This window comes from Streptomyces sp. NPDC047042, from assembly GCF_040644035.1.
Lineage (GTDB): Bacteria > Actinomycetota > Actinomycetes > Streptomycetales > Streptomycetaceae > Streptomyces.
Window position 1 is genome coordinate 85,748 of the sequence record NZ_JBEYVP010000036.1, and the last position, 26,034, is coordinate 111,781.

The window sequence follows — 26,034 nt, forward strand, 5'->3', positions numbered from 1 at the left end:
GTCGTCATGGCCCGGGAAGCGATCCGCAGCGAGGAACCCGCAGGTAGGCGTTCCACCCTGAACCACACAGCCCCCACTCAGGCCGAGAAGCCCGGCATGCATACTGGTCGGGTGCCGCACGAACCGTCTGTCGACCGAGCCCCTCGACGTGGGCGCGCGCTCGACAGGGGGACCCGCGTGTCGGAGAGCGCCGCCGAACGGCTGCTCGACGCCGCGATCGAGCTGTTCGCCGAACTCGGCTACGACGGGGTGAGCACCGGTGCCGTTGCCAAGGCTGCGGGCATGACCCAGTCGATGGTGCACTACTACTTCGGCAGCAAGGCGACGCTGTGGGAAGCCGCTGTCGAGCGGGTGATGCGCCGCCGAGGCGGTAGCTTCGAGATCCGGCAACAGGACCTTCAGGACATCGACCCGCTCTCCCGACTCAAGGTGATCATCCGTCGCTTCGTCGCGGCCAACGCCGCGGACCCGGACCTCACGCGGATCCTCATCCACGAGGGCATCTCGCGAAGCCCGCGGCTGCGCTGGCTCGCAGAGCGTTTCATGCGACCGGGCTACCTCCTGTTCAACCGTGCCATCCAGGACGCGATCGATGCCGGAATGGTCCGTGACCTTCCCCCACGGGACGTCACCAACATCATCGTGGGCGCCTCGACGCTGACGTTCAGCCTCAGTGCGCTCCTGGCCGAGGTGTACGACGACGAGGACGCACTGGCCCCCGACGTCGACCGCCTCAGCGACACACTCATCGACATCCTCCTCAGTGGGCTCGCCGTGCCGCGGAGCGACCGGACCGGCTGAGTCGGTCAAGCTGCAGATCGCCGGCCTCCTCGACGGGGCCGACGAGATCATCGTGCACCACGACGCGGCCCTCGGACGGCAGGTAGCGGTTCGCTTCGCGGCCGGCCGCCCGGCTGCCGTGGAAGCGCCGAACGTGCCCGGCGCGCGCGTCGCCTGCTGCGAAAGAGGCTGCCCCTGTCCCCCCTGGAGAAGCCCGGCAGCCCGCGTTCGATCTGTCCGCGTCCGCCAGACAACTCGGGCAGGACCCCGTCGCCACCATCCGAAGCCGATCTCGAGAAAGGCAAGCAGTGGACCTGGGAATTGCAGGAAAGACGGCGATCGTCGCCGGCTCGAGCGCCGGCCTGGGCCTAGCGTGCGCCCGCGCGCTGGCCGAGGAGGGCGTCCGCCTCTTCATGTCCGCCCGCGGAAAGGAGCGGCTCGACGCCGCCGCCCGGGCGCTACAGGTCGAACTCGGCGCGTCGGTCACCCCGGTCGTCGGCGACCACGGAACCACGGAGGGGCGGGCCGCCCTGCTCGAAGCCTGCCCCCGGCCCGACATCATGGTCATCAACTGCTCTCCTCCGCGGATGGTCGAGAGCTATCTCGACATGGAACCCGAGGATTGGGCCGAGAGCTGGTCGACAACCTTCCTCGCGCCGGTCGAGCTGATCCGGGCCGCCACCCCCGGCATGGTCGAACGCCGGTTCGGCCGCATCGTCAACATCGCCACAGTGGGAGCCAAGTTCCCCCTGGAGGAGCGACTGCTCTCGGGGGCGACCAGGGCGGCGCTCTCGAACTACACGGTCGCAGTGGGACGGGCGCTCGTCAGGCACAACGTGACGATCAACAACCTGCTGCCCGGGATCTACGAGACGCCCGGGCTCACGCACATCCTCGGCGGTCAAGGTGTCACCGCAGGTCAGGGGCCGGACGGCCTCGCGGTCAGCCCGTTCGGCGGAACGCTCCCGGCGAACCGTCCTGGGAGTCCGGACGAGCTCGCCGCGCTGTGCGCTGTCCTTTGCGGCGAACGTGCCGGCTACATCGTCGGGCAGAGCGTGGTGGTCGACGGCGGCCTGACCCGCTCGACCTTCTGACTGCGGCGTAGAGCGTCATCTCACGGCGGTACGGTGCGCTCATCGGCATCGAAAAGCCCTCCAGGCCGACGGGATGGCGTTGTCGGGCACAGGCGTCACACCAATCCCGGCCTTTGCCAGCCGGACACCCGCCGAGATCTGAGGGGTTGATGGTGAGGACAGCTTTCGGCGTTCGTCAGTTCTCCGCCTCCCGGCGTTGCCTGCGCAGGCTCGACCACCGCTCCAGTCGTCGGCGGATGTGTTCCTCGTAGCCGTTGGAGGTGGGGCGGTAGAACGTCTCGCGGTCCATGCCGTCGGGGAAGTAGTCCGCGCCCGAGAACCCGCCCGGTGTGTCGGGGTCGTACTGGTAGCCCTCCCCGTAACCAATGTCCTTCATGAGCCGGGTAGGCGCGTTAAGGATGTGCGCCGGCGGCATCAGGGAACCGGTCTGCCGCGCGCGCTGCCGCGCCGCGCCGCGCCGAAGGCGCGGTACACGGCGATGGACTTCGGGGCGGTCGCCAGGTGAACGACGGCTTGGGCGATCGCCAGCTCACCCTCGGGTGATCCCAGGCGTTCGTACACGTCCCAGGCTGCCAAGGCCTGTTGTACGGCCTGGGGGTCGGCCGAGGCGATGTCCTCGCTCGCGAAGCGCACGAGTCGGCGGGCGATGTAAAGAGGGTCCTCGCCGCCGTCAAGCATGCGGGCGAGCCAGTACAGGGCCGCGTCGGGGTCGGAGCCGCGCATGGACTTGTGCAGCGCCGAGATCAGGTTGTAGTGGCTCTCCTGGGCCTTGTCGTACAACGGTGCGCGCCGCTGGATCTGTTCGGCGAGCGCGGTCGTGTCCAGCGGGGGTGTGCCGACGGGCAGCGACTGGAGTTGCTCGACCATGTTGAGCAGGAACCGGCCGTCGCCGTCCGCCATGGCCACCAGAGACCGTCGGGCGTCGTCGTCCAGCGGAAGCTCCCGCCCGGTCAGCTGCTCGGCGCGGATGATCAGGGTGTCCAGGGCGGCGGCGTCCAGGCGTTGGAGGACAAAGACTCGGCAGCGGGAGAGCAGGGCGCCGTTCAGCTCGAAGCTGGGGTTCTCCGTGGTGGCGCCCACCAGGACGACCGTGCCGTCCTCCACATACGGCAGGAAGCTGTCCTGCTGGGCCCGGTTGAACCGGTGGATCTCGTCGACGAACAGCAGCGTGCCCTGGCCGATACCGCGTCTGTGCCGGGCCGCATCGAAGACCTTGCGCAGGTCGGCGACGCCGGAGAACGTGGCCGACAATGGCTCGAAGGCCAGCTCGGTCCGCTGCGCCAGGAGCCGGGCGATGGTGGTCTTCCCGCATCCGGGCGGCCCCCAAAGGATCGCCGACACCAGCCGCCCCTGCTCCACCATGCGCCCGAGCGGGGCGTCGGGCGCGAGCAGGTGCTCCTGCCCGACGACGTCCTCCAGGGTGCGCGGACGCAGCCGGTCGGCCAGCGGGCGCTGCGTGTCCTCGTCGAGGTCGGCGAACAGCGACGGAGTTTGTTCTTCGTGCTTCATGGGCAGGTCCGTGACTCGGGCGGGCGGGTGTTGGTCAGTCGGTGACGCCGCGGTAGGCGATGACCTTGGTGGGGTGGAGGCGGACCACGACTTCGCCGGGAACGCCATTGCGCCTGCCGAAGGCCTCGGCCTGGTCCGCGCCCATGTACCGTGCGCCGGCCCGGGACGCGACGTCGACGAGTTCGTCCAGGTCCTCACTGAGCGTCACGTCGCCGCGTACCTCGACGTAGGCGAAGGGCGGCGCGTCGTCGGCGACACAGAGGGAGGCGCGGGGGTCGCGGCGCAGTTTGCGGGCCTTGGCCGAGGCTCCGCCCGTGGTGAACAGGAAGTCCTCGCCGTCGAAGACGTACCAGACGGGGGCGATGTTCGGCATACCGTCTCCCCCGACGGTGGCGAAACGGCCGGTCGGCGTGGAGCGGGTGACGAAGGCGTGCCATTCCTCGGTCGACATGGTGTGCATGGGGATCCTTTTTCGCGTTCGGTCGATGGCCATCGGTCATCCGGGGCGGCGGCCGCGCGGAACCGTCTCCAGGACGAGGTGGTAGGAGTGGTCGACGAGGTCGGCGACCAGGTCCGCCGTGACGCCGCGACCCGCGCCCACGGAGATCCAGTGCCGCTTGTCGAGGTAGCGGCCCGGAGTGATCGAGGGGTGTCGGCCTTGCAGCAGGCGGCCGTACTCTGGTTCCGCCTTGACGGTGAAGATGAGCTCGTCCGGGTCGTCGGTGACGATCAGGAAGACCTTGCCCGCCACCTTGTAGACGTCCAGATGCTCGGTGAACGGACGCCCGTGGCCGACCCCGGGCAGAGCGAAGGCCGTCTCGCGAGCGGTGTCCTGAAGCCGCTCTCCGCCGAAGTCCATGACGCGGATCAGGCTGGGCGTCCGTAGGTGTGCGGGTCGACGGGTTGCTCGGACTTGGGCAGATGACCGACGACGAGACGGTAGGACTCGGTCACGAGCTCCTTGACCAGCCCCTCGTCGATCGCGTCGCCGCCCTCCAACGTGATCCAGTGCTTCTTGTTCATGTGGTAGCCGGGAGTGATCTCCTCGTTCTCCTCGCGCAGCGCCCGAGCCTCGCCCGGGTCCGACTTGAGGATCACCACGGGGCGTCCGGGAACCTCAGTCATCAGCATGAAGACCTTGCCGCGCACCTTGAAGACCTCCCAGTCAGGTCCGAAGGGATGCTCCAGGCCGGCCCCGGGCAGTTCCTCGGCGTGGTCGGCCGCGGTCTTCAGCAGCGCTGTTCCGTTCATGGTGGTCAGCTCCTTTGCGCATGGTCACTCGGTCGGCGTGACACGGTCGGTGACATCAGTTCAACTCTCCAGGAGACAGCTGCCCTTCTCGGCCGCCGACTGCATGTGCACGCGGCGTCGAACAGCCGTTGAGGCAGGCCGGATGAGCGGCGGGATCCGAACTCGCCCGCCGACATGCAGGTGGGCCAGTCCCGGCAAGGGCTCTTCCACGTCGTCCGGGACTTCGGCGCCCCCGTCGGCCTGGGTGAGCGCGCCCCCGCCCCCGCGGTCGAACTCCTCCGCCCACGCAAGCCCCTCTTCCCCGAGGCGCATGCCGAGCCCGCCGAAGAGCTCTTCGCCGGTAAACGCCATTGCTGCGAAGCCCCTTTCTTTCACGGGCAGATGTCTGGGAAGAGGACCGAGCCCGCGATCGCCGACCGTCCTCACCATCCTTTCCCCGAGATCGACAATCCGGACGGTAGGCTGCGGACACATGATGGTCGACAAGCGACACTCCTCGAGTCCGGAGCAGTGTCCCGCCGCCGTCTCCTCCGCGCGGCCCCGGCCCCCTTTCATCCCACAGCCCGATTCGACTTCGGTCCCGTTGTACGGCTTCCAGCCACCGGTCGGCACCCCGTACGGCCTGGAGGTGACCACGGTCGAGGACTTCCACGGCCACCACGACGACTGGCCTGGAATCCGCCCCGTCCGAGCCGGGCCACCTTCCACTACCTGATCCTGGTCACCGAGGGCCTACTGCGGCACGACGTCGATCACGTCACACACACCGTCGCTCCCGGCCAATGGCTGTGGGTACGCGCCGGGCACGTGCAGTGCTGGCACGATCCCAGCACCGCCCGCGGCCCCTTCGTCCTGTTCGAGCCGGAGGTGCTCCGGCCCGACACCGCCCACCTGCTGGCGCCCCTCACCTCGCACCAGGCCCCCGCCGTGCTGACCCCGCATCCCGACGATGTCCCGCGGCTGGAACAGACCGCGTACCAACTCCTCGACGAACACCGTGCGCCGGGACGACTCCCGCTCCCGGCTCACCACGCACTGCGATGCAGCCTTCTCGAAACTCTGCTGCTCCGCCTCGCCCACTCCCCAGGTGTCCTGGGAGCTCCCGCCGAGACCAGCCCCTCAGGCGACACCTCGCGCCCCACGCTCCCAAGCGGCTGCGGCAGGCGCCACCCCATCCACGGACGATTCCTGGACGCCTTGGAACTGAACTTCCGAGAACTGCACCGCGTCGACGACTACGCCCAGTTGCTCGGCTGCTCGGTGCGCACCCTCAGCCGGGCCGCCCAGGCCGCCACCGGCAGCGGGGCGCGGGAGATCATCAACGAACGCCGGCTGCTCGAAGCGCGCCGCCTCCTCGGCCGCGCCCACTGGACCGCCCGCGCGGTCGCCGTCCACCTCGGCTTCACCGACGCGGCCAACTTCGGCCGCTTCTTCCGCCACCACACCGGCCTCACGCCCGCCGCCTACACGTCACGGCAGGAGGCACCCGAATCCTGACTTGATCCTCCATGTCTCCGAGGAACTGTGAGCCCGCCGGATCAACTACGGAGCACCGTGCCAGAGGCCGTGAGATTTCCAATTACCTCGCGCTGACAAGAGCCCTTAAGTTGCGGCCATGCCCAGTCGACATCCGATCGTCACGGCCTGGCCCGCCGCTTGAGATCGTGGACGCCAGTCGCCGTTGTAGGCCTGTCCGTCGATGCCCTTCCTGCCGCATCAGGGAAACACACGAACCATGGAAGAAGGACGTCTCTTGAAGCACGACAGCTACGACTACATCATCGTTGGCGGCGGTTCGGCCGGCTGCGTGCTCGCCAACCGGCTGACGGCCGACGGACGGAGTCGGGTCCTGGTCCTCGAGGCTGGTCGGCGGGACTCTCGGTTCGACTACCCGGTGCGAGTGCCGGCGGCCTTCCTCTTCGTCATGGGCAACAGGCTCTACGACTGGCAGTACAAGTCCGAGCCCGAGCCCATGTTGGGCAACAGGAGGATCGAGCACTATCGGGGAAAGCTGATGGGCGGCTCGAGCGTCATGAACGGGATGTTCTTCCAGCGCGCCAACCCCCTCGTCTATGAGCGCTGGGCCGAGGCACCGGGCATGGACACCTGGGGCTACAACCACGTTCTGCCGTACTTCAAGCGTCTCGAGCGATGTGCCGACACTGATCCGACCAATGTCCACCGCGGTCGTTCGGGACCCATCCCGGTTCACAGACACAAGGCGAAGAACCCACTTTTCGGTGCCCTGTTCGAAGCAGCGCGGCAGGCCGGCCACGAAGTGGTCGACGACGTCAACGGCTACCGTCAGGAAGGGTTCTCCCCCTTCGACTGCAACATCGAGAACGGCGAGCGCTACGACGCGGCACGCACGTACGTCGCACCGATCCGCCACCGCAAGAACCTGGAGGTGATGACCGGTGCGCTCGTCAGCCGGGTCGTCTTCAAGGGCAAGCGCGCGGTGGGCGTCGAGCTTGCCTCCCGGCGTGAGGGCAGGACGGTCGTACGCGGGAACGAGATCATCCTCTGCGGTGGGGCGTTCAACTCGCCTCAGCTTCTGCAGCTCTCCGGCGTAGGCAATGGCGAGGAACTCGGACAGCTCGGCATCGACGTCGTCGAGCACTTGCCCGGCGTCGGTGAGAACATGCAGGACCATCTCGAAGCGTTTGTCATGTACGCCTGCACGCAGCCCGTCTCGATGGCTCACATCCTCAAGCCGAAGAGCTGGCCTGCCATCGGGGCCGCATGGCTGTTGAGACGCGAAGGCCCGGCCGCGAGCAATCACTTCGAGGCCGGGGGATTCGTCCGGTCGAACGATGACGTGCCGATGCCGAATCAGATGCTGACGATGCTCGCCCTGGGCGTGCGCAACGACGGTACGCCCGCTCCGACCGAACACTCTTACCAGATCAACCTCGGACCGCAGCAACCTCAGTCGAAGGGGCACGTGAAGCTCCGGGCGAACGATCCTTTCCAGGCCCCGGTACTCACCTTCAACTATCTGTCGACCGAGCAGGACCGCCGCGAGTGGATCGAAGGTGTGCATGTCACCCGCGACCTGCTGAACCAGCCGGCGTTCGCCCCGTTCAACGGCGGTGAGCTCTCGCCAGGCCCTGACGTCAAGACCGATGAGGAGATCCTCGCGTGGGTGGCCCGGGATGCCGAGACCACGTACCACCCGTGTGGCACATGCAAGATGGGCACCGATGACCAGGCCGTGGTCGATCCGCAGACCATGCGGGTTCACGGTCTGGAGGGGATTCGCGTCGTGGACGCCTCGGTGATGCCCACCATTCCGAACGCGAATCTCTATGCGCCGGTCATGATGATCGCGGAGCGGGCCGCAGACCTGATCCTGGGCAAAGAGCCGCTGGCTCCTGAGAATGTCGACTTCTACCGCCACAAGGTTTCATGACAAGCGATTTCTGCCATCGATGACCGTGCAGATCCACTGCCACGCGTACTCGACCCTCGGTGTGGCCGTGCAAGGCAAGTCACTGGCGGCACTCGGCGCGGGCGACGTCGTCGAGGCCACCGGATGCTGCCGCGTCGCTGGGGGCTTCGGTTTCGAGGCCGAGCACTGCAACATCTCGATGAAGGTCGCACAGCAGGCCCTGGCCCCCCGCCCTGGCGGTGCCGATGTCACGCAGGGCGCGTTTCACTCGGCGATCTCCGGGTGTGGCAGGTGAGGAAGGCGGCCGTGGCACGGTGCTGTTCCTCAAGGCGGTGATGGACGTAGGAGCGAGCCGGCCGCCGTTGGCCAGGGCGTCCGCCAGTCGGGCGAGGTGATCGGCCAGGGCCTGCCGAGTGGCGGAGGTGAGGGCGCTGTTGCGGCAGGCCAGCGGCTGGCAGTCGGTGATGGTGGAACGGTCCGCGCCGGCCCGGCACCACCGTTCCCAGGCGACACCGAACGCCGCCTGAAACACACAAGATCGTCCTCTACGAAACCCGGTTCAGCTCATTCGGGACTGCACCGAGATCTGCGGAAGATGCGCCAGGACTTCAGGCGTGCCACACCGCGCTCGACCGGTGGCCGTGCCGCAGACAGCGCCCGGTTGAAGGGCCAGTCCCCGCTTGCGCATGGGCGACGACGCGTCGGCTTTCGGGAGGACGCCAGGAGTCGAAGAGGTGCTTCTGGGCTGCGCCGTCGCGCCATATGTCATCGCCGTGGCCGGGTCACCCGGCCACGGCGTTCGTCGTCCTCGGTGCCTCGTCGTCAGGAAGCCGGTACGACCGGGAGGACGATACGGGACGGCCGTGCGGCGTCGTGCGCCACTTCCTGGTGGGCCACGCGCCAGTCCGTCGCGCGTTCGACGGGCTCGCCGGTGTTGAGGTTCCGGGCCCAGCGCGGGAAGTTGCTGGAGGTGATCTGCACCCGTAGACGATGGCCGGTGCGGAACACATGGCTGGTGGACCACAGATCCACCTCATGCTCGGCGAACTCGCCCGGCGACGTGGTCACGCGGACCACCCCGTCGACGATGTTGATCGACACGCCGTCGGCGTCGACGTCGCAGAGCCGGACCACCCAGTCCGTCGTCGGGGCGTCGGTCGCGGCGTGGAGGAAGGCCCGGATCCGTCCGGTGACCTCGATGTCCTCGGTCAGGGGCTCCGTGGTGTAAACGAGCACGTCCGGACGCGCCTCCACCCGGGCCTGGTCCAGGGGGCCCAGTCGGAACTCGTCCTGAAGCAGCGCCGCGCCGCCGGTTGTCGGCACCGGGTCGGCCGGATCGTAGACATACCTGTCGCCGCCTTCGTCCTCCTGGGGCGGGTCATCGGTGAGCCGACCGTCCGCGCGCAGGAACAACTCCGTGTCGGCGGCGCGGCTGAGAGGCCATTCCTGTTCCTCCCGCCATTCGTTGATCCCGGTCACGAACAGCAGAACCGGTGGCAGGTGCGGCTGTACAGGGCCTCCGTCGCCGGCCTCGGCGTCCGGCGTCAGCCACTGCCGGAACCATGCGTGCTGTACGTCGCTGAGTGTGCCCCGGAAGCCGAGGACCTCCCCGCTCGCCGCCGTGCCGAAACTGACGTCACCCACCTGTGCGTCGAAGTGTCCGTGGGTCCACGGCCCCATGATCAGGTTCGCCGCACGACCGGCCGCCCGCATCGCCGCGAAATTGTCGAGGGTTCCCTGGCAGAAGACGTCGTACCAGCCACCGATGTTCAGGCTCGGCAGGTCGACCTCTCCGTGGCGCCCGGCCACCCGGCACGACGCGGTCCACTCCGGCTCGCGCCGTGAACGCTCGAATCCGATGTCTTGCACCTGGTGGCGCTGGAGCGCCGGATGGCGTCCGGACGGCAGTTCCCAGTAGCCGGCCGTCGCGAGGCTGTCGACGTCGCGGACCAACGCGGCGAGCGCGGCGGTGCCGGCAGCCGAGTCGTCGGTGTGCCGACGCATCAGGGTGTCGAACCCCTGCCACAGAGACCACGACACATTGAGGCCCAGTTCTTCCGCCCCGCCCCGGGAGAACAGGCCGTCGTCCGGGTCCGACCAGGTGATCGTCGGAGCGATGGCCTTCAGCTCCGGAGGCTTGGACAGGGCCGCCATCCACTGGGTGTTTCCGAAATAGCTGGCGCCGTACATCCCGACCGAGCCGTTGGAGTCCGGGAGCGCGGCGGCCCACCGGACCGTGTCGTAGCCGTCGTCCGACTCGAACGTCCAGGGCTCCCAGTCGCCTTCGGAGGCGAATCTGCCCCGGGTGTCCTGGACGACCACGATGGTGCCCTTGCTTGCCATGCCCATCGGATCGAGCAGGGTGATCATCAGCGGGGAGTTCTTGCCGTAGGGCAGCCGGGAGAGCAATACGGGCCACGGCCCGCTGGTCGTGGGTCTGTAGACGTCGGCCCGCAGGACGGTGCCGTCCCGCATCGAGGCGGAGACGTTGTACTCGATGGTCACGTCAAGCATGTGTCGCTCCTGAACCTTCACATCGTCGGGGCTGGGGTCTGGCAACCCGATCGCATCGCCACCGCGTCCGAAAGAGGGCGGCCAGAGCAGGGAGGAGCCTTGCGGATGGCATGTTCCGGCGACGGCCCCGCCGTCGTGATGACGGGCTTCGCCTGGTCCTATGACGCCCACTCAGATGGGCGTCAGGGCACAGATCATCGCGAAGGAGGCTGGGCCGACGGGGATCCCGGTTCGACCGTCTCCGGCGGCACGAACGGCCGCGGCTCGGGTGCCGTCGTGGGATCGACGCGTTCGGCCTCGACAAGTGTCGTGCCGGACGTCGAGCCTTGGGCGAGCCGCGAGGTGCCCACGTCGGCGGTCAGGACGTTCGGGTTGCCGTGCCGTTCCAGCGAGCCGGGCACGCCCGGCTCTTCGGGATCGAACCACGCGCCCGTCGCCAGGACGACCACGCCGGGGCGGACTTCGTCGGTGACGACCGCTCCGGCGAGACAGGCGCCCCGGGCGTTCGACAGCCGGACGACATCGCCCGAGGCGATGCCTCGCTCTCCCGCGTCGACCGGGTTGATCAGCACCGGCTCACGCCTGGCGACCTTGCCCTCGCGACTGTAGGTGCCGTTGTCGTACTGACTGTGGAGCCGTCGGCTCGGCTGGTTGGACACCAGGTGCAGAGGGAGGCGTTCGCCGGCGGGAGCACCGAGCCACTCGCGTGGCTCCCACCACGTCGGATGGCCCGGGCAGTCGTCGTATCCGAAGCCCGCAATGGTCGCGGAAAAAATCTCGATCTTGCCGGACGGCGTGTCGAACGGATACATCTCAGGGTTCTCACGCAGCAGTGCGAAGCTTCCCGCCGTGGGGTCGGGCGGCGGCGGCAAGGTCACCCCACCGCGTTCCCAGAACTCGTCGAAGGGCGGGAGCTCGACGGTCTTCGCCAGACCGGCCCGGGTCCGCTCGAACAGTTCCCGTACCCACGCGCGGGCGTCACGCCCTTCGGTGAACCCGTCCTCGAAGCCGAGGCGAGCCGCCAGCCCGCTGAAGATCTCGTAGTCGGTGCGCACCCCCGGCGGAGGGTCGACGGCGCGGTGCATGGCGCTGATCGCGAGGTCGAACGTCCCCCCTGCGAAGTCCTCCCGCTCCAGCGTCGTGGCGACCGGGAACACCACGTCGGCGAACCGGGCGTGCGCGTTCCACCACGGCTCGTGCACCACGATCGTTTCAGGGCGCTGCCAGGCCTGTACGAGGCGGTGCAAGTCCTGGTGATGGTGGAAGGGGTTGCCTCCGGCCCAGTACACGAGCTTGATGTCGGGGTAGCGCAGCGACTGCCCGTTGTACTCGAAGGGTTCACCGGGCATCAGGAGCATGTCGGCGATGCGGGCAACCGGGATGAAGCTCTTGACCGGATTCTCGCCCTGCGGGAGTGAGGCTTTCTTGTACGAGCCGCGGCGCACCCCGACCTGGGTGATGCCCAGTCCCCCGGCGAAGCCGCCGCCCGGCCGGCCGAGTGACCCGGAGATGGCTGAGAGCACGACGCCCATCCAGTGGGACTGTTCGCCGTGGTCCATCCTCTGGACCGACCAGCTGACGTTGATCACCGTGCGCGAGGTAGCGATCTCCTCGGCCAGCGACCGGATGCGGTCGGCGTGGATCTCGGTGATCCCGGAGGCCCACGCCGCATCCTTGGGAATGCCGTCGCTGCGGCCGAGAAGGTATGCGGCGAACTCCTCGAAACCCACGCAGCAGCGGGCGAGGAAGTCCCGGTCGTGCCGGTCGGAGGCGACGATCTCGTAGGCCAGACCGAGCATCAGTGCCACGTCGGTTCCGGGCCGGATCGGCAGCCAGTCGGCGCCGAGGTCGTCCGCCGAGTCCGAGCGGACCGGTGAGACGTTGACGAACCGCACACCGGCCTCGCGGCAGCGCTGCTGCAGCCTGGGCGCGGCGTGGTCGGCGATACCGCCTTGCTCGATCTCGGTGTTCTTGCGGGCCATTCCCCCGAAGGAGACCACGAGCTGACCGTTGGCGGCGATCTCCTCGTAGGTCGGGCAGCGCCGCCAGATACTCATGCCGGCACCGCCGATGACATGGGGCAGGATCACCTCCATGGCGCCGACGCTGTAGCTGTTGACGGAGTCGGTGTAGCCGCCCGCCATGCGCATGAACCGGTGGATCTGGCTCTGGGCATGATGGAACCGGCCCGCGCTGGACCAGCCGTAGGAGCTCGCGTAGATCGCTGGGTTGCCGAAGGTGCTCCGCACCCGCTCGATCTCCGCGCTGACCAGGTCGAGCGCGTGCTCGTGCGACACGGGCACGAAGCGGTCACGACCGCGCCGGCCGTTCGCCGGTCCGGGCCCGTCGGCGAGCCACCCCTCCCGGACCATCGGCTGCGTGATGCGGACGGCGTCGCGCTGCGCACTGGCCATGCCGGAGCCGATAGGAGAAGGGGCGCTGTCCCCCTGGGCGGGTTCCAGCGCGAGAACCCGCCCGTTGTCGCTGACGACCGTGTAATTGCCCCAGTGAGCGACTGTGGGGGTGCGCCGCGTCATGGCTGACCCTTCGACGAGGTGAGGGGGAGGAAATTCAGTTGCTCGGAGGAACCACCGGCAGCGTGATGAAGGAGGCGTCGGCTCCTCCGAGGTGGACCGTCTGGTGAGCGATCCGCGCCGAGCCGGACTCGAATCCGTCCGCCGTGTTCAGGTTTCTGTCCCACCGGGGGAAGCAACTCGACGTGACCTGCACACGAATACGGTGGCCTGCCTTGAACACCATGCTCGTCGACCACAGATCCACTGTCACGGCTGTCGGCTCGTCCGGTGTGGTCCGCACACGGGCGATACCGTCGGTCACGTTGTGTGAACGGCCGTCGGGGTGAACGTCGCAGAGGCGCACCACCCAGTCCGTCGTGGGGCCGTCGGTCGCCGCGGTGAGGGTCGCGGTCACCCGTCCGGTCACCTCGAGGTCTTCGGTCAGTGGCTCACTGGTGAAGACCAGGACGTCCGGCCGCTCCTCGACGGAGCTCTGGTCGAAGACGCCCGCAGGGCTGTGCGACATCATGGTCGCGCCACCCACCGTCGGTACCGGATCGGCGGGGTCGTACGTGTACGCCATCGTGGCGGCGGCCGGCTCGTCGGCCGGGGCCAGGGAGCCCTCCGGTCCCAGGAACCACGGTGTGTCCACCGCTCGTGCCAGGGGCCACTCCGCTTCGGAACGCCACTCGTTGGCGCCCATCACGAAGATCTTCACGGGGAGGTCGTCCTCGGGCGGGGTGTCGTCGGACGTCAGCCGGGCCTGGAGGAAGTCGAAGGAGAGCCCGGAGATCGACGTCGCGTAGTCCACGGCGAAACCGTTGCCGGAGAACCCGAAGTCGACTTGTCCTTGCTGAGCGAGCGTCGAGATGTGGTTCCAGGGCCCGATCACGAGCTTCGAGGACGTTTTACGGCGAGCAGCCCGGTAGTTGTCGATCGTTCCTTGCAAGAAGATGTCGAACCAGCCGCCGATATTGAGGCTCGGAACCGTGACCGCGTCCTGCCGGTCCGCCACATTCGCGGCCGCCATCATCTCCGGCCGTGCCGACGATACGAGGCCGTGCCGCTCGAGCACGGGATCAGAACCAGTCGGCAGCTCCCAGAAGGTGTGTTTCGAAAGGCCGTCGATGTCCCCAACGAGCCCCATCAGGTGTTTCGTCATTTCCTCCACGTCGCCGGCGTACCGACGCATGAGGAGATCGAATCCGGTGCCCAGGCCCCAGCCGATGACGGTCCCCAGTTCCTTGGCGCCACCCCGGTAGGCAAATCCGTCCTCGGGACGGTGCCAGGTGAACTGCGGAACGATGGCCTTCAGGGCCGGCGGGCGCTCGGCGGCGGCCAGCCACTGCACATTCCCCAGGTAACTCAGCCCCCACATGCCCACGTTGCCGTTCGAACCGGGAAGCTGCGCCGCCCACGCGATGGTGTCCACGCCGTCCGCGGCCTCGGCCTCGATGGGTCGCCACTCGTCGCCTCCCTCCGACGCGTATCGCCCCCGGACGTCCTGGACGACGGTGAGGAATCCTCGCCGGACCGCGGCCCAGGGGTCGATGTAGAGCAGTTCCGACGCCTCGGTCTTGTCATAGGGAGTCCTGGCGACGATCACGGGCCACGGCCCCTCGCCCGCGGGCCGGTAGACGTCGGCGCGGAGTACGACGCCGTCGCGCATAGGGACGGGAACGTCGTACTCGATCACTGCACCCGACATGTTGGTTCTCCTTTGAGGAAGCGGGGCCTCGCCCCAGGCCTCGTTCTGCGAGGATCAGGAAAGGTTCGCCGGCGTCAGCGGATACGGTCCGCCAGCCGATCGAGGTCTCTGGCGACATCCGAGGTGTCGCCGTTTGGCAGTTGGAAGAGGAATCGTTCGACACCGGCGGCCTCGTAGCGCTCCTCCAGGCCCGCTTCGGACGGCGCGTCGAACATCGTGACCGGGATGCGGCCCCGTCCGGCCTCGGCCGCACGCTGCTGGAGCCTGGCGACGCGGTCGGCGAACTCGTCGAGTTCGTCGAGCGGCACACTCTCCGCCAGCCAGCCGTCCCCGACGGACAGGATGCGGTCCTCCACGGTCGGGCCCATCCCCCCGACGAGCACGGGCAGCGGCGACTGAAGCGGCTTCGGGTAGGCCCAGATCGGGTCGAAGTCCACGAACTTGCCGTGGTACTCCGCCTCCTCGGTGGTCCAGATCTGACGCATCGCCGCGAGCCGCTCAGTCATCAGCGCCATCCTGGTACGCGGATCGGTGCCATGGTTGGCCATCTCCTCACGGTTCCAGCCGGCGCCCACGCCGAAGAGGAACCGGCCGCCGCTGAGGCGGTCGACGCTGGCCACTTCCTTGGCCGTCGTGATCGGGTCCCGCTGCACCACCAGGCAGATCCCGGTGCCGACCTTCAGACGGCTCGTCGCCGCCGCCGCCGCGGTGCACGCGACGAAGGGGTCGTAGGTGTGCAGGTACTCGTTGGGGAGTTCGCCGCCGAGCGGGTACGGCGTTCGCCTGCTCGCGGGGATGTGGGTGTGCTCGCAGAAGAACAGCGACTCAAAACCGCGTTCCTCGGCGGCCTCGGCTACTTCGGCGGGCCCCATGCCGTAGTCCGTGGGGAAGTAACACAGACCGAATTTCATCAAAATCTCCTCGGAATCTTCAGCCGTACCGTCAGTGCAAGGTCGGGTCGCAAGGACAATGTCTGTGCCTGTGTCCTCGGTCTCGCTCCCGAATGTCCCTCCGGCCCGGGAAGCGCCGCATCGGCGGATACGCGAAATCGATGCTCTGATTTCGTAGGGCTTCCAAGCGTCCGGAGCCAGAAGTTCCTCCGACGGATTGACGAAGGCTTGGCTAGGCCTCGCCGTTCCGGCGCGGAAAGCACCTTGATTGTCTGGTGCCGTGTACCACGGTCTTGCTGGGAGACCGTGGTCATGGGCTTACTGACGACCGATCTTGCTGTAGACCTCAGGCCGAGTGCGTCGGTAGACGAGGGCCATGACGACGCCGGCGACGAACACGCCGATGAGCGCGGCCAGCAGAGCCATCGCGAGGCCCGTGGAAGTGCCGAGCAGTAGAGGGAATTTTCGGACGGTCATTATCAGCTCAAAGGCCAGTCCGACGCCTGCGAACACCGGCGCCAGGACGGTGCTCCAGATGCCGAACTGGTCCTTGTGGTGCTTGCGCAGGTACAGGGCGATGGCGATGTTCGCCAGGAAGATGGCGGCGACGCCCGTGAAGCTGGCCAGTCCCAGTGACGCGGCGAAGAACTTGTTGACATCGGCCCCGATGAGCACGGTGATGGCGAGCACCACCAATCCAATGCCGCTGGTGGCGAGAGAGGCCGCGTGCGGAGATCCGTGCTTGGCGTGCACTCCGCTCAGCCGGCCGGGCAGGATCCCGTCCGCGCTCAGGTTGAACACGTAGCGGGCACTGATGTTGTGGGCTGCCAGAATGACGGCGAACGTGCTGGTGGTGACCATCACCGTCGCCAGGTCGAACAGCAGGTGACCGCCGAAGGTCTCGATGCTTCCCAGGATCGACCCGGCGGGATCCGCGCCGGCTGTGGCCACGGCCTTGTCGACTCCGAGGGAGTTGATGTAGAGCCAGGCCGTGCCGGCGTACAGAACCATCGCCACGGCGATGAGCCCGAAGGTCGCGCGGGGAACGGTACGAGTGGGGTGGCGCACTTCGTCCCGGAAGAGCGCGGCGACTTCGAAGCCGCCGTACATGCCGAGGCCGTACAGAAGCCCGACCGCGAAGGATCCGTCGAACCAGTGACTGGGCGCGAAGGGCGCCGCGGACAGGCTCGACGCTCCCCCCTTGAACATCACGGCGCCGTCGTACACGACTATGACCGCGAGCTCGAGGAACAGGAAGACGGTCAGTACCTTCGCCGACAGGTCGATCTTGAGGTAGCCGAGCACAGTGGTGGCGGCCCAGAGCAGGGCTCCCCACACCCACCAGTCGACGTCGGGCCCGTGAAAGGTGTCACGAACCAACGACTGGAACACCACACCGCCGAACCCGTAGCTGCCGATGTTGACGCTGAGGTAGCCGATAAGGGCCAGGAAACCGGATCCCAGGCCGATCGCTCTTCCGAGCCCAGCCGTGATGTACACGTAAAAGGCGCCTGGGTTCGGGAAGACTCTCGCCATCCTGGTGAACGGAACGGCGAAGGCGGCGACGATGAGGCCGGCGGCGAGGAACGCTATCGGCGTTCCCACCCCGTTTCCGATCGCCAGCATGATCGGAAGAACACCGATGACGACGACCAGGGGGGCGTTGAAGGCCATGACGCTGAAGAAGAGATGCAGAGCGCCGAGATTTCCACCCAGGCGTGGTCCGGTGTCAGCGGAGACCACTCTGTCTGTTGTGCTCATTCGCAGCCCTTTTTCATGGGGACGGAAGGTTTGGTTTCGCTGTGGGATTGGAACAGGTGGCGGGCGGAAGGCTGCCATCCCGTCGGTTCGCTCCCCGACGAGGGGTGCCGGATATGCTGCCTACACCAGGAAAAGACGGGAATTGGAGTGCATCCTAAGCAACTGGGTGACTTTGGCGGATTTCCAACGGGGGCTCGGCGTACTGATCAGCAAGAAGCACGGACCGGCCACGACTGATGACCCAGGGTGGCGGGCGGCCGATCTGCGTCAGTCCTGGGGCAGCTCACGCCATCGCTCGTCCCAGCCTGCCGCCTCACGGGCGGCGGCGAAGTCTCCGGTGGTCCCGGCCGTGTAGGCGACGGAGTCCCGCGGCACTACCCGGATCGGTTTGTTAGCGGCCAGTTCCTCGGAGACGTGCGCGATGACTCCTGGAAGGGTCGACAGGACGGCCAGGCCGGTACCCTCCTCCGGGGTAAAGCCCAAGCTGAGCAGCACCGCAGCCATGACACCCACGTCGTTGATCGGGATGTCCGACTTGCCCGGGAGCCGGGTGAAGGCCCGGTGGACTGCTTCATAGACCTCCGCGGCTTCACTCCACAATCCTTCCTCGACGGCGACTCCCTTCAGCAGGGCGCCTCGCGGATCGACCTTCTTGAACACGGGATGCCCAAGTCCCGGCACGCGTTGCTTGGCCGCGCGCAGGCGAGCGACCTTGGCGTCGGCGAACTCGTCGAGTGCGAGGCCGGAGTCCAGATACTCCCGGTGGGTCGCGACGATGAAGCGCCCCGTGTCCTCGGTGGCGAGAGTGTGCGCACCGACCGACATGCAAGCCGCCGCCATGCCGATGGCCATGCTGGGGTTGGCGGAGACCGCGTACCGTGCGGCCACGGTGCCCGGCTTCTCGAGCGCGTAGTCGAGGACACCACTGAGGACGGCATCGAGGAGGCGCGTCTCCTGGGGCGTCGGCACCCGTCCCCGGACCATGAGGAAAACCGCCGCGGTGAAGGGGATCTGGCCGATGAGATCCTCGAGGTCGTAGCCGCGGACGTAGACCTTCTCGCCGACCACCTTGCTGACGGCCGACGTCCAGTACGCGTCCTGTGCGGCTGTGCTGCCTGAGTCCACTTTTCCTCCGATTGTTCGCTCACTGTGCGTAGAGTGCGGCGGCCGTTCCGGCCCGGTCCCGGGGGCGTGGGCTGCGGAGCACAGGGGCAAGTGCGGCTTCGCGTCGGCGGAGGAGACACCTGCGTGAGGGCGGTGTGCGTGAGCGAGAGGTGCGCGGACGGGTTCGGGCACGTTCCAGCCGGATGACAGGACGGTAGGCGTCGTGTCAGGAGAGCCGGTACTGGAGATCCACCGGATTTGCCCGGCGCGAACCGTGAGACTTCCGAACTCCTGCGGGACCGGGCCACCGCCGTACGGCCCGACTTCCGTGTCACCGACTCGAACTGGGACGCGGTCACCCGGCTGTGCGCGGACCTGGACGGCCTGCCGCTGGCGATCGAGCTGACGGCGTTCCGGCTGCGCACGCTCAGCGTCGAACAGGTGGTGAACCGGCTGGCGGACCGTTTCACGCTGCTCACCGGGGGCAGCCGGACCGTACGACCCCGGCAGCGCACGCTGCGCGCGCTGATCGACTGGAGTTACGAACTGTGCTCCCCGGCCGAGCGGCTGCTGTGGAACCGGCTGTCGGTCTTCGCCGGCGGCTTCGGCCTGGACGCGGCCGAAGAAGTCTGCGCCGACCGGAGCGACGAGGGCGTCGCGGGCGACGAAGGTGTCCCCGCGCACGAGGTGTTGGACCTCCTCGACCGGCTGGTCGCCAAGTCCGTCGTCCTGCCCGCAGGGCACGAGGGTCAGGGCCCGCCGCGCTACCGCCTGCTGGAGACCATCCGCCAGTACGGCCAGGAGAGGCTCGCCGAGTCCGGCGAGGAGGAGCGCCTGCTGCGGCGGCACCGCGACTTCCACCTCACCCTCGCCGAGCGGACAGCCGACAACTGGTACGGCCCCGGCCAGGAGGAGGCCCTGGCCCGCCTGCGCGTCGAGCACCCCAATCTGCTGGCGGCACTCGGCCACGACGACGACCCGCAGGCCACTCTCGCGCTGACCGCGGCACTGCGCTTCCACTGGTGCGCCGGCGGATTCCTCGGTGAAGGACGGCGACAGCTCGAGCGGGCGCTCGCCGCCGCGCCCGAACCCACCCCCGCCCGCGCCCGGGCGCTGTGCGCCGCGTCCTGGGTGGCACTGCTCCAGGGCGATCACGCGGCGGCCGACCAGTGGCTCGCGGAGGCCGGTCAGCTGGGGGAGCAGCAGGACGATCCGGTGGTGGGCGCGCACGTCATGAGCTTCCGCGGCTCATTGGCGGCCTTCCAGGGGCGGCTGGAGGAGGCTGTGGGCCTCTATGAGCACGCGGTTGCCGCCCACATGGCGGCCGAGGGGGGAGCCTCGGCGGTCTTCCCGCTGTTCCAGCTGGCCGTCGCTCGGATCAGCCTCCGGGACCCGCGTGCTGTGGAGGCCGGCAGGCAGGCGGTCGCTCTGGCGGAGGCGCACGGTGAGCGGTGGGGTCGCGCGCACGCGCTGTTGACGCTGGGCTATGACGCCCAGGAGCGCGGCGACTTGGAGGAGAGCCTGGCGCTGATGCGGGCCGGGCTGGCGATCGAGCGGGGCTTCAGCGAACCGCTCAGCGCCGCGCTGATGCTGGAGACGCTCGCCTGGGCCACTGCTCTGCGCGGTGAGTACGAGCGGGCGGGACTGCTGCTGGGTGCCGCGCGCGGACTGTGGCGGGACATCGGCACCGGCATCTCCGCGTTCGGCCCGTTGATGGCCGAGGCCCACGCACGGTGCGAGCAGTCGATCGTACGAGCTCTGGGCCCGGAGGCATACGAGCGGGCCCTCGTCATCGGAGGCGGCCACGACAGCCCGGGCCGCACCATCGACCACGCCCTGGGCACAGGCACCCCAGCTCCAGCCCCAGTCCAAGCTCCAGCTCCAGCCCAGGCCCAGGCCCAGGCCCCGAGCATCCTCAGCGGCCGGGAGCGGGAGGTGGCCGCGCTGGTGGCCATGGGCATGAGTAACCGTCAGATCGCCGCCGAGCTCACGCTCTCGCCGCGCACGGTCGACTTCCACGTGGGGAACATCCGGGCGAAGCTCGGCTTCGGCAGCCGGGCGCAGGTGGCTGTCTGGTGGGCCAGGCAGGAACCCCCCACCTCGTAGAAGTACCTGGTCGGCGGAGAAACCGGTATTCGCACGAGTAGTGGGACAGGTGCCCCAGGCACGACTCTTGTGCCACGTCACGGCAGGCCGAACTCCCGGCGAACGGCGGCCTCTAAGGCCTGCCGGGCACCGCCCCGTGAGGGGGGTCGTGATGCGAAGGTACGCGCCTGCCGCAGCCGTCCGTCGACGCCCTGAAGCGGTCAGCCGCAATCCTGCACATCACGCACCTGGAGAGCGCAGAGCCCATGAACAGACGTGTCATCGGCGAGGTTCCCGCCTCGCACCGCGAACCAACGGCCGCGCCGCCGCGCCGGTCCCTGAGCCTGGTCCACGGCGGTCCCCTCGCCAGGCCCCGCACCATCACCCTGCTGGCTGCCCTGGTGCTGGGGCTGATCGCCACGCTGGTCGGCCCCATGGGGAAGCTGCCGTCCGCACGTGCCAACGACGGCAACCCGATGTTCAGGGTCGGGGCCGACGACGGCATCGACTACACCGAATTCATCAACGAACTCCGCAGACGCATCAATGACGGCAGCACCGCCAGGGTGCCCGGTGCCGGGGATCCCTACATGGTGCAACACACCAACACCACCCTGGCGCCCGGATCGAACTTCCCCCAGGGCCGCGACCGCCACGATGCGTACCTGCAAGTGGACATCCAGATGTGGGGTAACCCGAACTTCGTGCGGCTGCAGTTGCAGCGGTCGGACCTGTACATCATCGGCTGGTGGGACCGCAACAACGTCTACCACTACACAGGCAGCCAAACCGTCCCGCAGGAGGAACGCGAGCGCAGGGAAAACGGCGTGATGCGCAACGCCTCGTCCATCCGTCGTGCCCCCTTCGAAGAGAACTACGTCGGTATGCAGACCGCGGCCGGCGAGCGCCGCGAATATCTGCCGATCAGTCGCGGCGGGATGAATGGTGCTGCCTGGGATCTCTACGACTCCACCAACAACCAGAACATGGCGCGGGGATTCCTGAGGATGACCCAGTTCATCGCAGAAGCCGCCCGGATCCGCCCCATGCGGGACAGCATCGCCCTGGTCATGGGCAATGCCATGACCTGGTACATAAACCCGCAATTCGTCTGGCTGCAAAACAACTGGGCCCGATTGAGCGGCCGCTTCAACTGGCTCCTCGGCATGCCCCAGGGCTACCGCGACACCCAGCCCATCACCGCTTACAGACGAAGTGGGTTGAACGATGCCACGACGATCATCCTCTACACGGCGATCCAGTACGCGCACTTCGTCCTCGGGACGTCGAAGGGTCGTAACTGATTTCTGCGATCGCGGCTCGCGCGGAAGGCGCTTGCGCAAAGAGCCGAGGCGCGCGAACCCGCGACTGGCACCTCGCCGTGCCCCGACGCCGACGGGTGGCGAACCGTACTTCTGTCCTTGCCCTCTCCGGGCCCGTCCGGGAGGGAACGAACTCCCAGTACCCGGCCGTCGAGGTCGACAGCTACGCGCAGCTTAGAAAGGCAAACCGATGCGAAGAAGAAACCATGCCGACCCGGTGAGCGCAGCCGCCCCTGGCCGGCTCCCGGGACGGCGCAGACGTGCCGGTCTCGTCGCGGCCCTCTCCGCGGTGATCGTCGCTGGGACGGCGCTCACCACCGCCTCCCCGGCACAGGCCGAGATCACCAACGGTCTGATCCTGCGCTACAAGCTGGACGAGACCTCCGGCACCGTCGCCCACGACTCTTCCGGCCAGAACCACGACGGCACGGTGGGCGGCACCGCCGCCTGGAATGGCGATCAGGGGCTGAGCTTCAACGGCTCCAACACCTACGTCAAGATGCCGGACAACATCATGGCCGGGCTGAACTCGATCACCGTCGACTTCGAAACATGGATCGACCCGACCATGGGCAGTCCCTATTTCCTCTACGGGCTCGGCAACACCAGTGGCTCCAACGGCAACGGCTACCTGTTCACCACCGGGAACAACTTCCGCACGTCGCTGTCGATGACCGACTACACCGCCAAGCAGGACATCCAGCCCTCGGGTGGGCCGTACCAGCTGACACGCGGCATGTGGAAGCACGTCACGTACACCCAGACCGGCACCACCGGCATCCTCTACGAGAACGGCGTCGAGAAGGCCCGCAAAACCAATGTGACGATCACTCCGGGGGCAATCGGCGGCGGTACGACCACCGCTGACTACATCGGCCGCTCGTTGTACTCCAACGACCTTTACTTCAAGGGCCGGATGCGGGACTTCCGCCTTTACAACCGGGCGCTGTCCTCCTCCGAGGTGCTGACGAACGCCGGCGCCACCGAACTCGAGTGGGCGCAGATACGTGCCATCGCCTCCTACAACGGCGCGCTCACGGCCTTTCAGGACAACACCGGGTACGGACCGGTGATCATTTTCCCCAAGGACTACGCCGGTGACTGGAACAACCCGGAGATCCCGCCCGGGTGGACCGACGACTACGCGAACACCCCCACCTCCTGGCCCGACTTCACGCGCGGGATCAGTCAACTGTTCACGATCGGCGACCTCTCCGCCATTGAGGACGCGGTCACCGCTCAGGTGCAGCCGGAGGGCAGCACCTACCGACTGGAGGTCTCCTACGACGGGTCGATCGACCAGGTGGTGGTGAAGACCAACGCCCCCTCCTCGGTCACCGACCCGTTGACCGCCCAGTACCCGGGCAAGCTCGTGATCGAGAGTGACAAGGCCCCGGACGGCAGGTGCGCATCGTACGAGACCGCCATGGCCAACGACATCGCCGACTCCGCGGCGCCGAAGAGCGGTGTCAGTGACGGACGGACGTCGCTGCAGTGGCAGCAGGTCCAGGCCCTGGCCGACTACAACTGCGCGCTCACCGCGTACGAGGACCCCACCGTCGGACCGGTGATCGTCTTCCCCTCCGACTACACCGGCAACATCAACAACCTGGCGAAGCCGCCCCACTGGACCTCCACGAACGCGCAGATCCCGACCGACTGGCCCACCCCGACGACCGCGAAGAGCGCTCAGTTCACCTTCGCCCAGATCAAGGCCATCCAGACCGCGGCCGTGGACCGGATCGCGGGCGCCAGCAGCGACACCACCAACTACGGCGTGACCGTCCGCTACGACGGCGTGAGCGACAAGGTCCTGGTACAGACCGACGCTCCCGCGTCTGTCACCGACCCGCTGGTGGCCGCCTACCCCGGCAAGGTGGTGATCGCCACCTTGCCGGCGGCCACCTTCAGCGACAGCTAGAAGGCTGCTGAAAATCCTGCTGTGGGGCTGCCCGGCCGGAGGCCGTGCAGCCCCACAGTCACCTTCAGAAGCCTTCTAGCACTCCGATCGCAGTTCGCTATCACCGCAGGTCAGGGCCGGGTTCATGAGCGCACTCGGCTGACGTCCCGTCAGGTTGCGGGAGTTCGCGACCTCGGGTGCGGCGGGCCGTTGTTCTTGGCGTGCAAGATGATGTGCAGCCCAATGCCTGGTCCGCGGAACTGGAAGAAGTGCTCGTGCGGATCGGCCACCGGTTCGGTCGGGTGGATCTGCGGCGGCGGATGCGCGCCTACGTGCACGGCCTGATCGGTCCAGTGGGCCGCAAGAACACCGGCAGCTGGCCGAGCATGCCGGTCACCCACTCCTGCGAGGCTGCAGCACCTGTTGAGCCGGGCCTGCTGGGATCCCGACGAGGTACGCGATGACCTGCAGGAATACGTCGCCGAGAAACTCGGGAATGCGACTGGAGTACTGATCATCGACGACACAGGGTTCCTCAAGAAAAACACGGTCTCGGCCGGCGTGCAGCGCCAATACTCCGGCACCGCTGGCCGCACCGAGAAATGCCAGATCGGCGTCTTCGCCGCCTACGCCTCACCCAAAGGCCGGGCCCTGGTGGACCGGGAGCTGTATCTGCCCAAGTCCTGAACGTCCTACGCGGATCGCTGCCGAGCGGCGAAGATCCCCGACGAGCGGGAGTTCGCCACCAAGGGGGACTTGGCCAAGGTCATGGTGAGGCGTGCGCTGGACTCGCCGCTGCCCGTCGCCTGGTGTCGGCGTTCGCGTGGAAGTGCCCGGCCCGGTAGACGCGAACGTACACAGGGCGCCGTACGCCAACGGCGCGCGGCGGCCTGCACCCGGACAGCGCGGTCGGGGGCTTGGGGAGTCGCGGAGCAGGTGAGACCGATAAAGCGCTCAGTTCGCTGAATGCCCGGTGGTGGCGCAGGGCGGAGTGGCAGGCTGTCACGGGTGACGGGTGAGTGGCTGAGACGTTCCGCCGGGAGCGGCAAGTGCTGGCGTGAGTTTCGCGGTTGGCGTGGCGGCTGGAGCAGGCCGGTCAGGAATGTGACTGCGCTTTCACTGCCGTGCGGGGCGGGCTTTTCTGTGTGGAAGCTCGTTGGGGCAGCGGGGCTGTCGTCGGCCCGGGTTCACCAGTTCATCAGGAACGCCGATCGGCAGGTCACCGACTCTGGAATGCCTTGGCGAGCGCTTGCCCTGACACCCCACCAGAGCCGATGCCCCGGAGCCTCCAAGCCATGAGCACGCCCCCCGCGCCGGCCTGGCCGTACTGCGGACACGGTGCGGACCCCACCACCGACCCCGTCGGCTGCCCTGGCATCGACGTCCCCGGCAACACCGCCTGCCTGGCCCACCTGAACGACACCGACCGCACCTCCTACCTCACCAGCCTGGCACCTGGCGCCGATATCGACCATCGCGGCACCCCCATCACCGAACACCTCCTCCAAGCCCTCCTCCGTGCCCTCCACGACCCCTCAACCGGAAAACCCAACCTCGGCACCGCCCGTTTCCAGGGAGCGACGTTCACCGGCGACGCCCGGTTCGATGGGGTGACGTTCACCGGCGACGCCTGGTTCGACGGGGCGACGTTCACCAGCACTGCCCGCTTCGACGGGGCGACGTTCATCGGCGACGCCGAGTTCGTCGGAGCGACGTTCACTGGCGACGCCCGATTCGTCGGCGCCACGTTCATCAGCACCACCGGGTTGGGCAGGGCGACGTTCGCCAGCGACGCCCAGTTCTTCGGGGTAACGTTCACCGGCACCGCCTGGTTCGGCGGGACGACATTCTCGGGCACCGCCTGGTTCGGCGGGACGAAATTCTCCGGCGACGCCCAGTTCGGCGAGGCGACGTTCACCAACGACGTCCGGTTCGACGGGGCAACGTTCTCGGGCGACGCTCAGTTCGGGGGGGCCACGTTCACCGTGTTGTCCTCGTTCGGGCCGATTCTGTGTGCCGGGCGGGTTGATCTGTCCGGGTGCGCATTCGGGGCGCCCGTGACGATGGAGATCGCAGCGGGCGAGGTGGACTGCGTCCGGACGCGGTGGGAGTCAACGGCCACATTCCGCCTGCGCTACGCGACCGTGAATCTCAGCCACGCAGTGCTGTCCTCCCCTGCCGCTGTCACCGCCCATCCCATCCCGTTCAC

20 protein-coding genes and 3 pseudogenes are annotated in these 26,034 nt (G+C 67.8%); 10 read left to right on the forward strand and 13 right to left on the reverse strand.

Going from position 1 to position 26,034, the window contains the following annotated elements; genetic code table 11:
- The first annotated feature begins 177 nt into the window (after positions 1–177).
- Together ABZ855_RS35525 and ABZ855_RS35530 are read left to right on the forward strand one after the other, a co-directional pair.
- Positions 178–801, forward strand: coding sequence for a TetR/AcrR family transcriptional regulator (locus ABZ855_RS35525; RefSeq protein ID WP_360813941.1), 624 nt, complete (start codon positions 178–180; stop codon positions 799–801).
- 287 nt (positions 802–1,088) lie between these two features.
- Positions 1,089–1,874 (forward strand): SDR family oxidoreductase, encoded by a 786-nt coding sequence (locus ABZ855_RS35530; RefSeq protein ID WP_360813943.1) that lies wholly within the window; start codon positions 1,089–1,091, stop codon positions 1,872–1,874.
- Between the two features lie 175 nt (positions 1,875–2,049).
- Here the strand turns inward: ABZ855_RS35530 and ABZ855_RS35535 are convergent, their stop codons facing one another.
- From ABZ855_RS35535 to ABZ855_RS35560, 6 genes are read right to left on the reverse strand one after another with little or no spacing between them, the layout of a single operon-like run.
- Complete coding sequence (locus tag ABZ855_RS35535) at positions 2,050–2,250, reverse strand: hypothetical protein (RefSeq protein WP_360813945.1); 201 nt, start codon at positions 2,248–2,250, stop codon at positions 2,050–2,052.
- A 38-nt stretch (positions 2,251–2,288) separates the two neighbouring features.
- Positions 2,289–3,383 (reverse strand): replication-associated recombination protein A, encoded by a 1,095-nt coding sequence (locus ABZ855_RS35540; protein ID WP_360813947.1) that lies wholly within the window; start codon positions 3,381–3,383, stop codon positions 2,289–2,291.
- A 34-nt stretch (positions 3,384–3,417) separates the two neighbouring features.
- Complete coding sequence (locus ABZ855_RS35545; protein WP_360813949.1) at positions 3,418–3,843, reverse strand: PPOX class F420-dependent oxidoreductase; 426 nt, start codon at positions 3,841–3,843, stop codon at positions 3,418–3,420.
- A 36-nt stretch (positions 3,844–3,879) separates the two neighbouring features.
- The gene (locus tag ABZ855_RS35550; protein ID WP_360813951.1) at positions 3,880–4,242 is read right to left on the reverse strand and encodes an MmcQ/YjbR family DNA-binding protein; all 363 of its coding nucleotides are present in this window, start codon (positions 4,240–4,242) and stop codon (positions 3,880–3,882) included.
- An 8-nt stretch (positions 4,243–4,250) separates the two neighbouring features.
- On the reverse strand, positions 4,251–4,634 hold the full coding sequence (locus ABZ855_RS35555; protein WP_360813953.1) for an MmcQ/YjbR family DNA-binding protein: 384 nt from the start codon (positions 4,632–4,634) through the stop codon (positions 4,251–4,253).
- 60 nt (positions 4,635–4,694) lie between these two features.
- On the reverse strand, positions 4,695–5,270 hold the full coding sequence (locus ABZ855_RS35560) for a hypothetical protein (protein WP_360813989.1): 576 nt from the start codon (positions 5,268–5,270) through the stop codon (positions 4,695–4,697).
- On the opposite strand from ABZ855_RS35560, the pseudogene ABZ855_RS35565 reads away from it, so the two are divergent.
- The 3 genes and pseudogenes from ABZ855_RS35565 to ABZ855_RS35575 all read left to right on the forward strand — a co-directional run bounded on the left by ABZ855_RS35565 (position 5,263) and on the right by ABZ855_RS35575 (position 8,320).
- Positions 5,263–6,131: pseudogene (locus ABZ855_RS35565) on the forward strand (AraC family transcriptional regulator). The gene ABZ855_RS35560 and the pseudogene ABZ855_RS35565 sit on opposite strands and share 8 nt — an antisense overlap.
- Positions 6,132–6,387: 256 nt before the next feature.
- A complete protein-coding gene (locus ABZ855_RS35570; protein ID WP_360813955.1) occupies positions 6,388–8,046 on the forward strand; it encodes a choline dehydrogenase in 1,659 nt (552 codons plus the stop codon).
- A gap of 19 nt (positions 8,047–8,065) precedes the next feature.
- A complete protein-coding gene (locus ABZ855_RS35575; RefSeq protein ID WP_360813957.1) occupies positions 8,066–8,320 on the forward strand; it encodes a hypothetical protein in 255 nt (84 codons plus the stop codon).
- Between the two features lie 269 nt (positions 8,321–8,589).
- Here the strand turns inward: ABZ855_RS35575 and ABZ855_RS35580 are convergent.
- The 7 genes and pseudogenes from ABZ855_RS35580 to ABZ855_RS35610 form a co-directional block, all read right to left on the reverse strand.
- A pseudogene (locus ABZ855_RS35580) lies at positions 8,590–8,688 on the reverse strand (IS5/IS1182 family transposase); the annotation flags it as partial.
- A gap of 159 nt (positions 8,689–8,847) precedes the next feature.
- Positions 8,848–10,539: a CocE/NonD family hydrolase gene (locus ABZ855_RS35585; RefSeq protein ID WP_360813959.1), complete on the reverse strand. Its 1,692-nt coding sequence runs from the start codon at positions 10,537–10,539 to the stop codon at positions 8,848–8,850.
- A 194-nt stretch (positions 10,540–10,733) separates the two neighbouring features.
- Positions 10,734–13,076, reverse strand: coding sequence for a molybdopterin-dependent oxidoreductase (locus ABZ855_RS35590; protein ID WP_360813961.1), 2,343 nt, complete (start codon positions 13,074–13,076; stop codon positions 10,734–10,736).
- Positions 13,077–13,110: 34 nt separating this feature from the next.
- Entirely contained in the window at positions 13,111–14,763 is a 1,653-nt protein-coding gene (locus tag ABZ855_RS35595) for a CocE/NonD family hydrolase (RefSeq protein WP_360813963.1), read from the reverse strand.
- A 74-nt stretch (positions 14,764–14,837) separates the two neighbouring features.
- Positions 14,838–15,674, reverse strand: coding sequence for an LLM class F420-dependent oxidoreductase (locus ABZ855_RS35600; RefSeq protein WP_360813965.1), 837 nt, complete (start codon positions 15,672–15,674; stop codon positions 14,838–14,840).
- Positions 15,675–15,971: 297 nt separating this feature from the next.
- The gene (locus tag ABZ855_RS35605) at positions 15,972–17,414 is read right to left on the reverse strand and encodes an APC family permease (protein WP_360813967.1); all 1,443 of its coding nucleotides are present in this window, start codon (positions 17,412–17,414) and stop codon (positions 15,972–15,974) included.
- A gap of 267 nt (positions 17,415–17,681) precedes the next feature.
- Positions 17,682–18,539 (reverse strand): citryl-CoA lyase, encoded by an 858-nt coding sequence (locus ABZ855_RS35610; protein WP_360813969.1) that lies wholly within the window; start codon positions 18,537–18,539, stop codon positions 17,682–17,684.
- A gap of 237 nt (positions 18,540–18,776) precedes the next feature.
- Here ABZ855_RS35610 and ABZ855_RS35615 point away from each other — a divergent pair, with 237 nt between their 5' ends.
- The 5 genes and pseudogenes from ABZ855_RS35615 to ABZ855_RS35635 form a co-directional block, all read left to right on the forward strand.
- Entirely contained in the window at positions 18,777–20,624 is a 1,848-nt protein-coding gene (locus tag ABZ855_RS35615; protein WP_360813971.1) for a LuxR C-terminal-related transcriptional regulator, read from the forward strand.
- Positions 20,625–20,869: 245 nt separating this feature from the next.
- Positions 20,870–21,907 (forward strand): ribosome-inactivating family protein, encoded by a 1,038-nt coding sequence (locus ABZ855_RS35620; protein WP_360813973.1) that lies wholly within the window; start codon positions 20,870–20,872, stop codon positions 21,905–21,907.
- 235 nt (positions 21,908–22,142) lie between these two features.
- The gene (locus ABZ855_RS35625; protein WP_360813975.1) at positions 22,143–23,846 is read left to right on the forward strand and encodes a LamG domain-containing protein; all 1,704 of its coding nucleotides are present in this window, start codon (positions 22,143–22,145) and stop codon (positions 23,844–23,846) included.
- A 278-nt stretch (positions 23,847–24,124) separates the two neighbouring features.
- Positions 24,125–24,635: pseudogene (locus ABZ855_RS35630) on the forward strand (IS701 family transposase); the annotation flags it as partial.
- A gap of 485 nt (positions 24,636–25,120) precedes the next feature.
- The coding region (locus ABZ855_RS35635) for a pentapeptide repeat-containing protein (protein WP_360813977.1) at positions 25,121–26,034 on the forward strand (914 nt) is incomplete at its 3' end.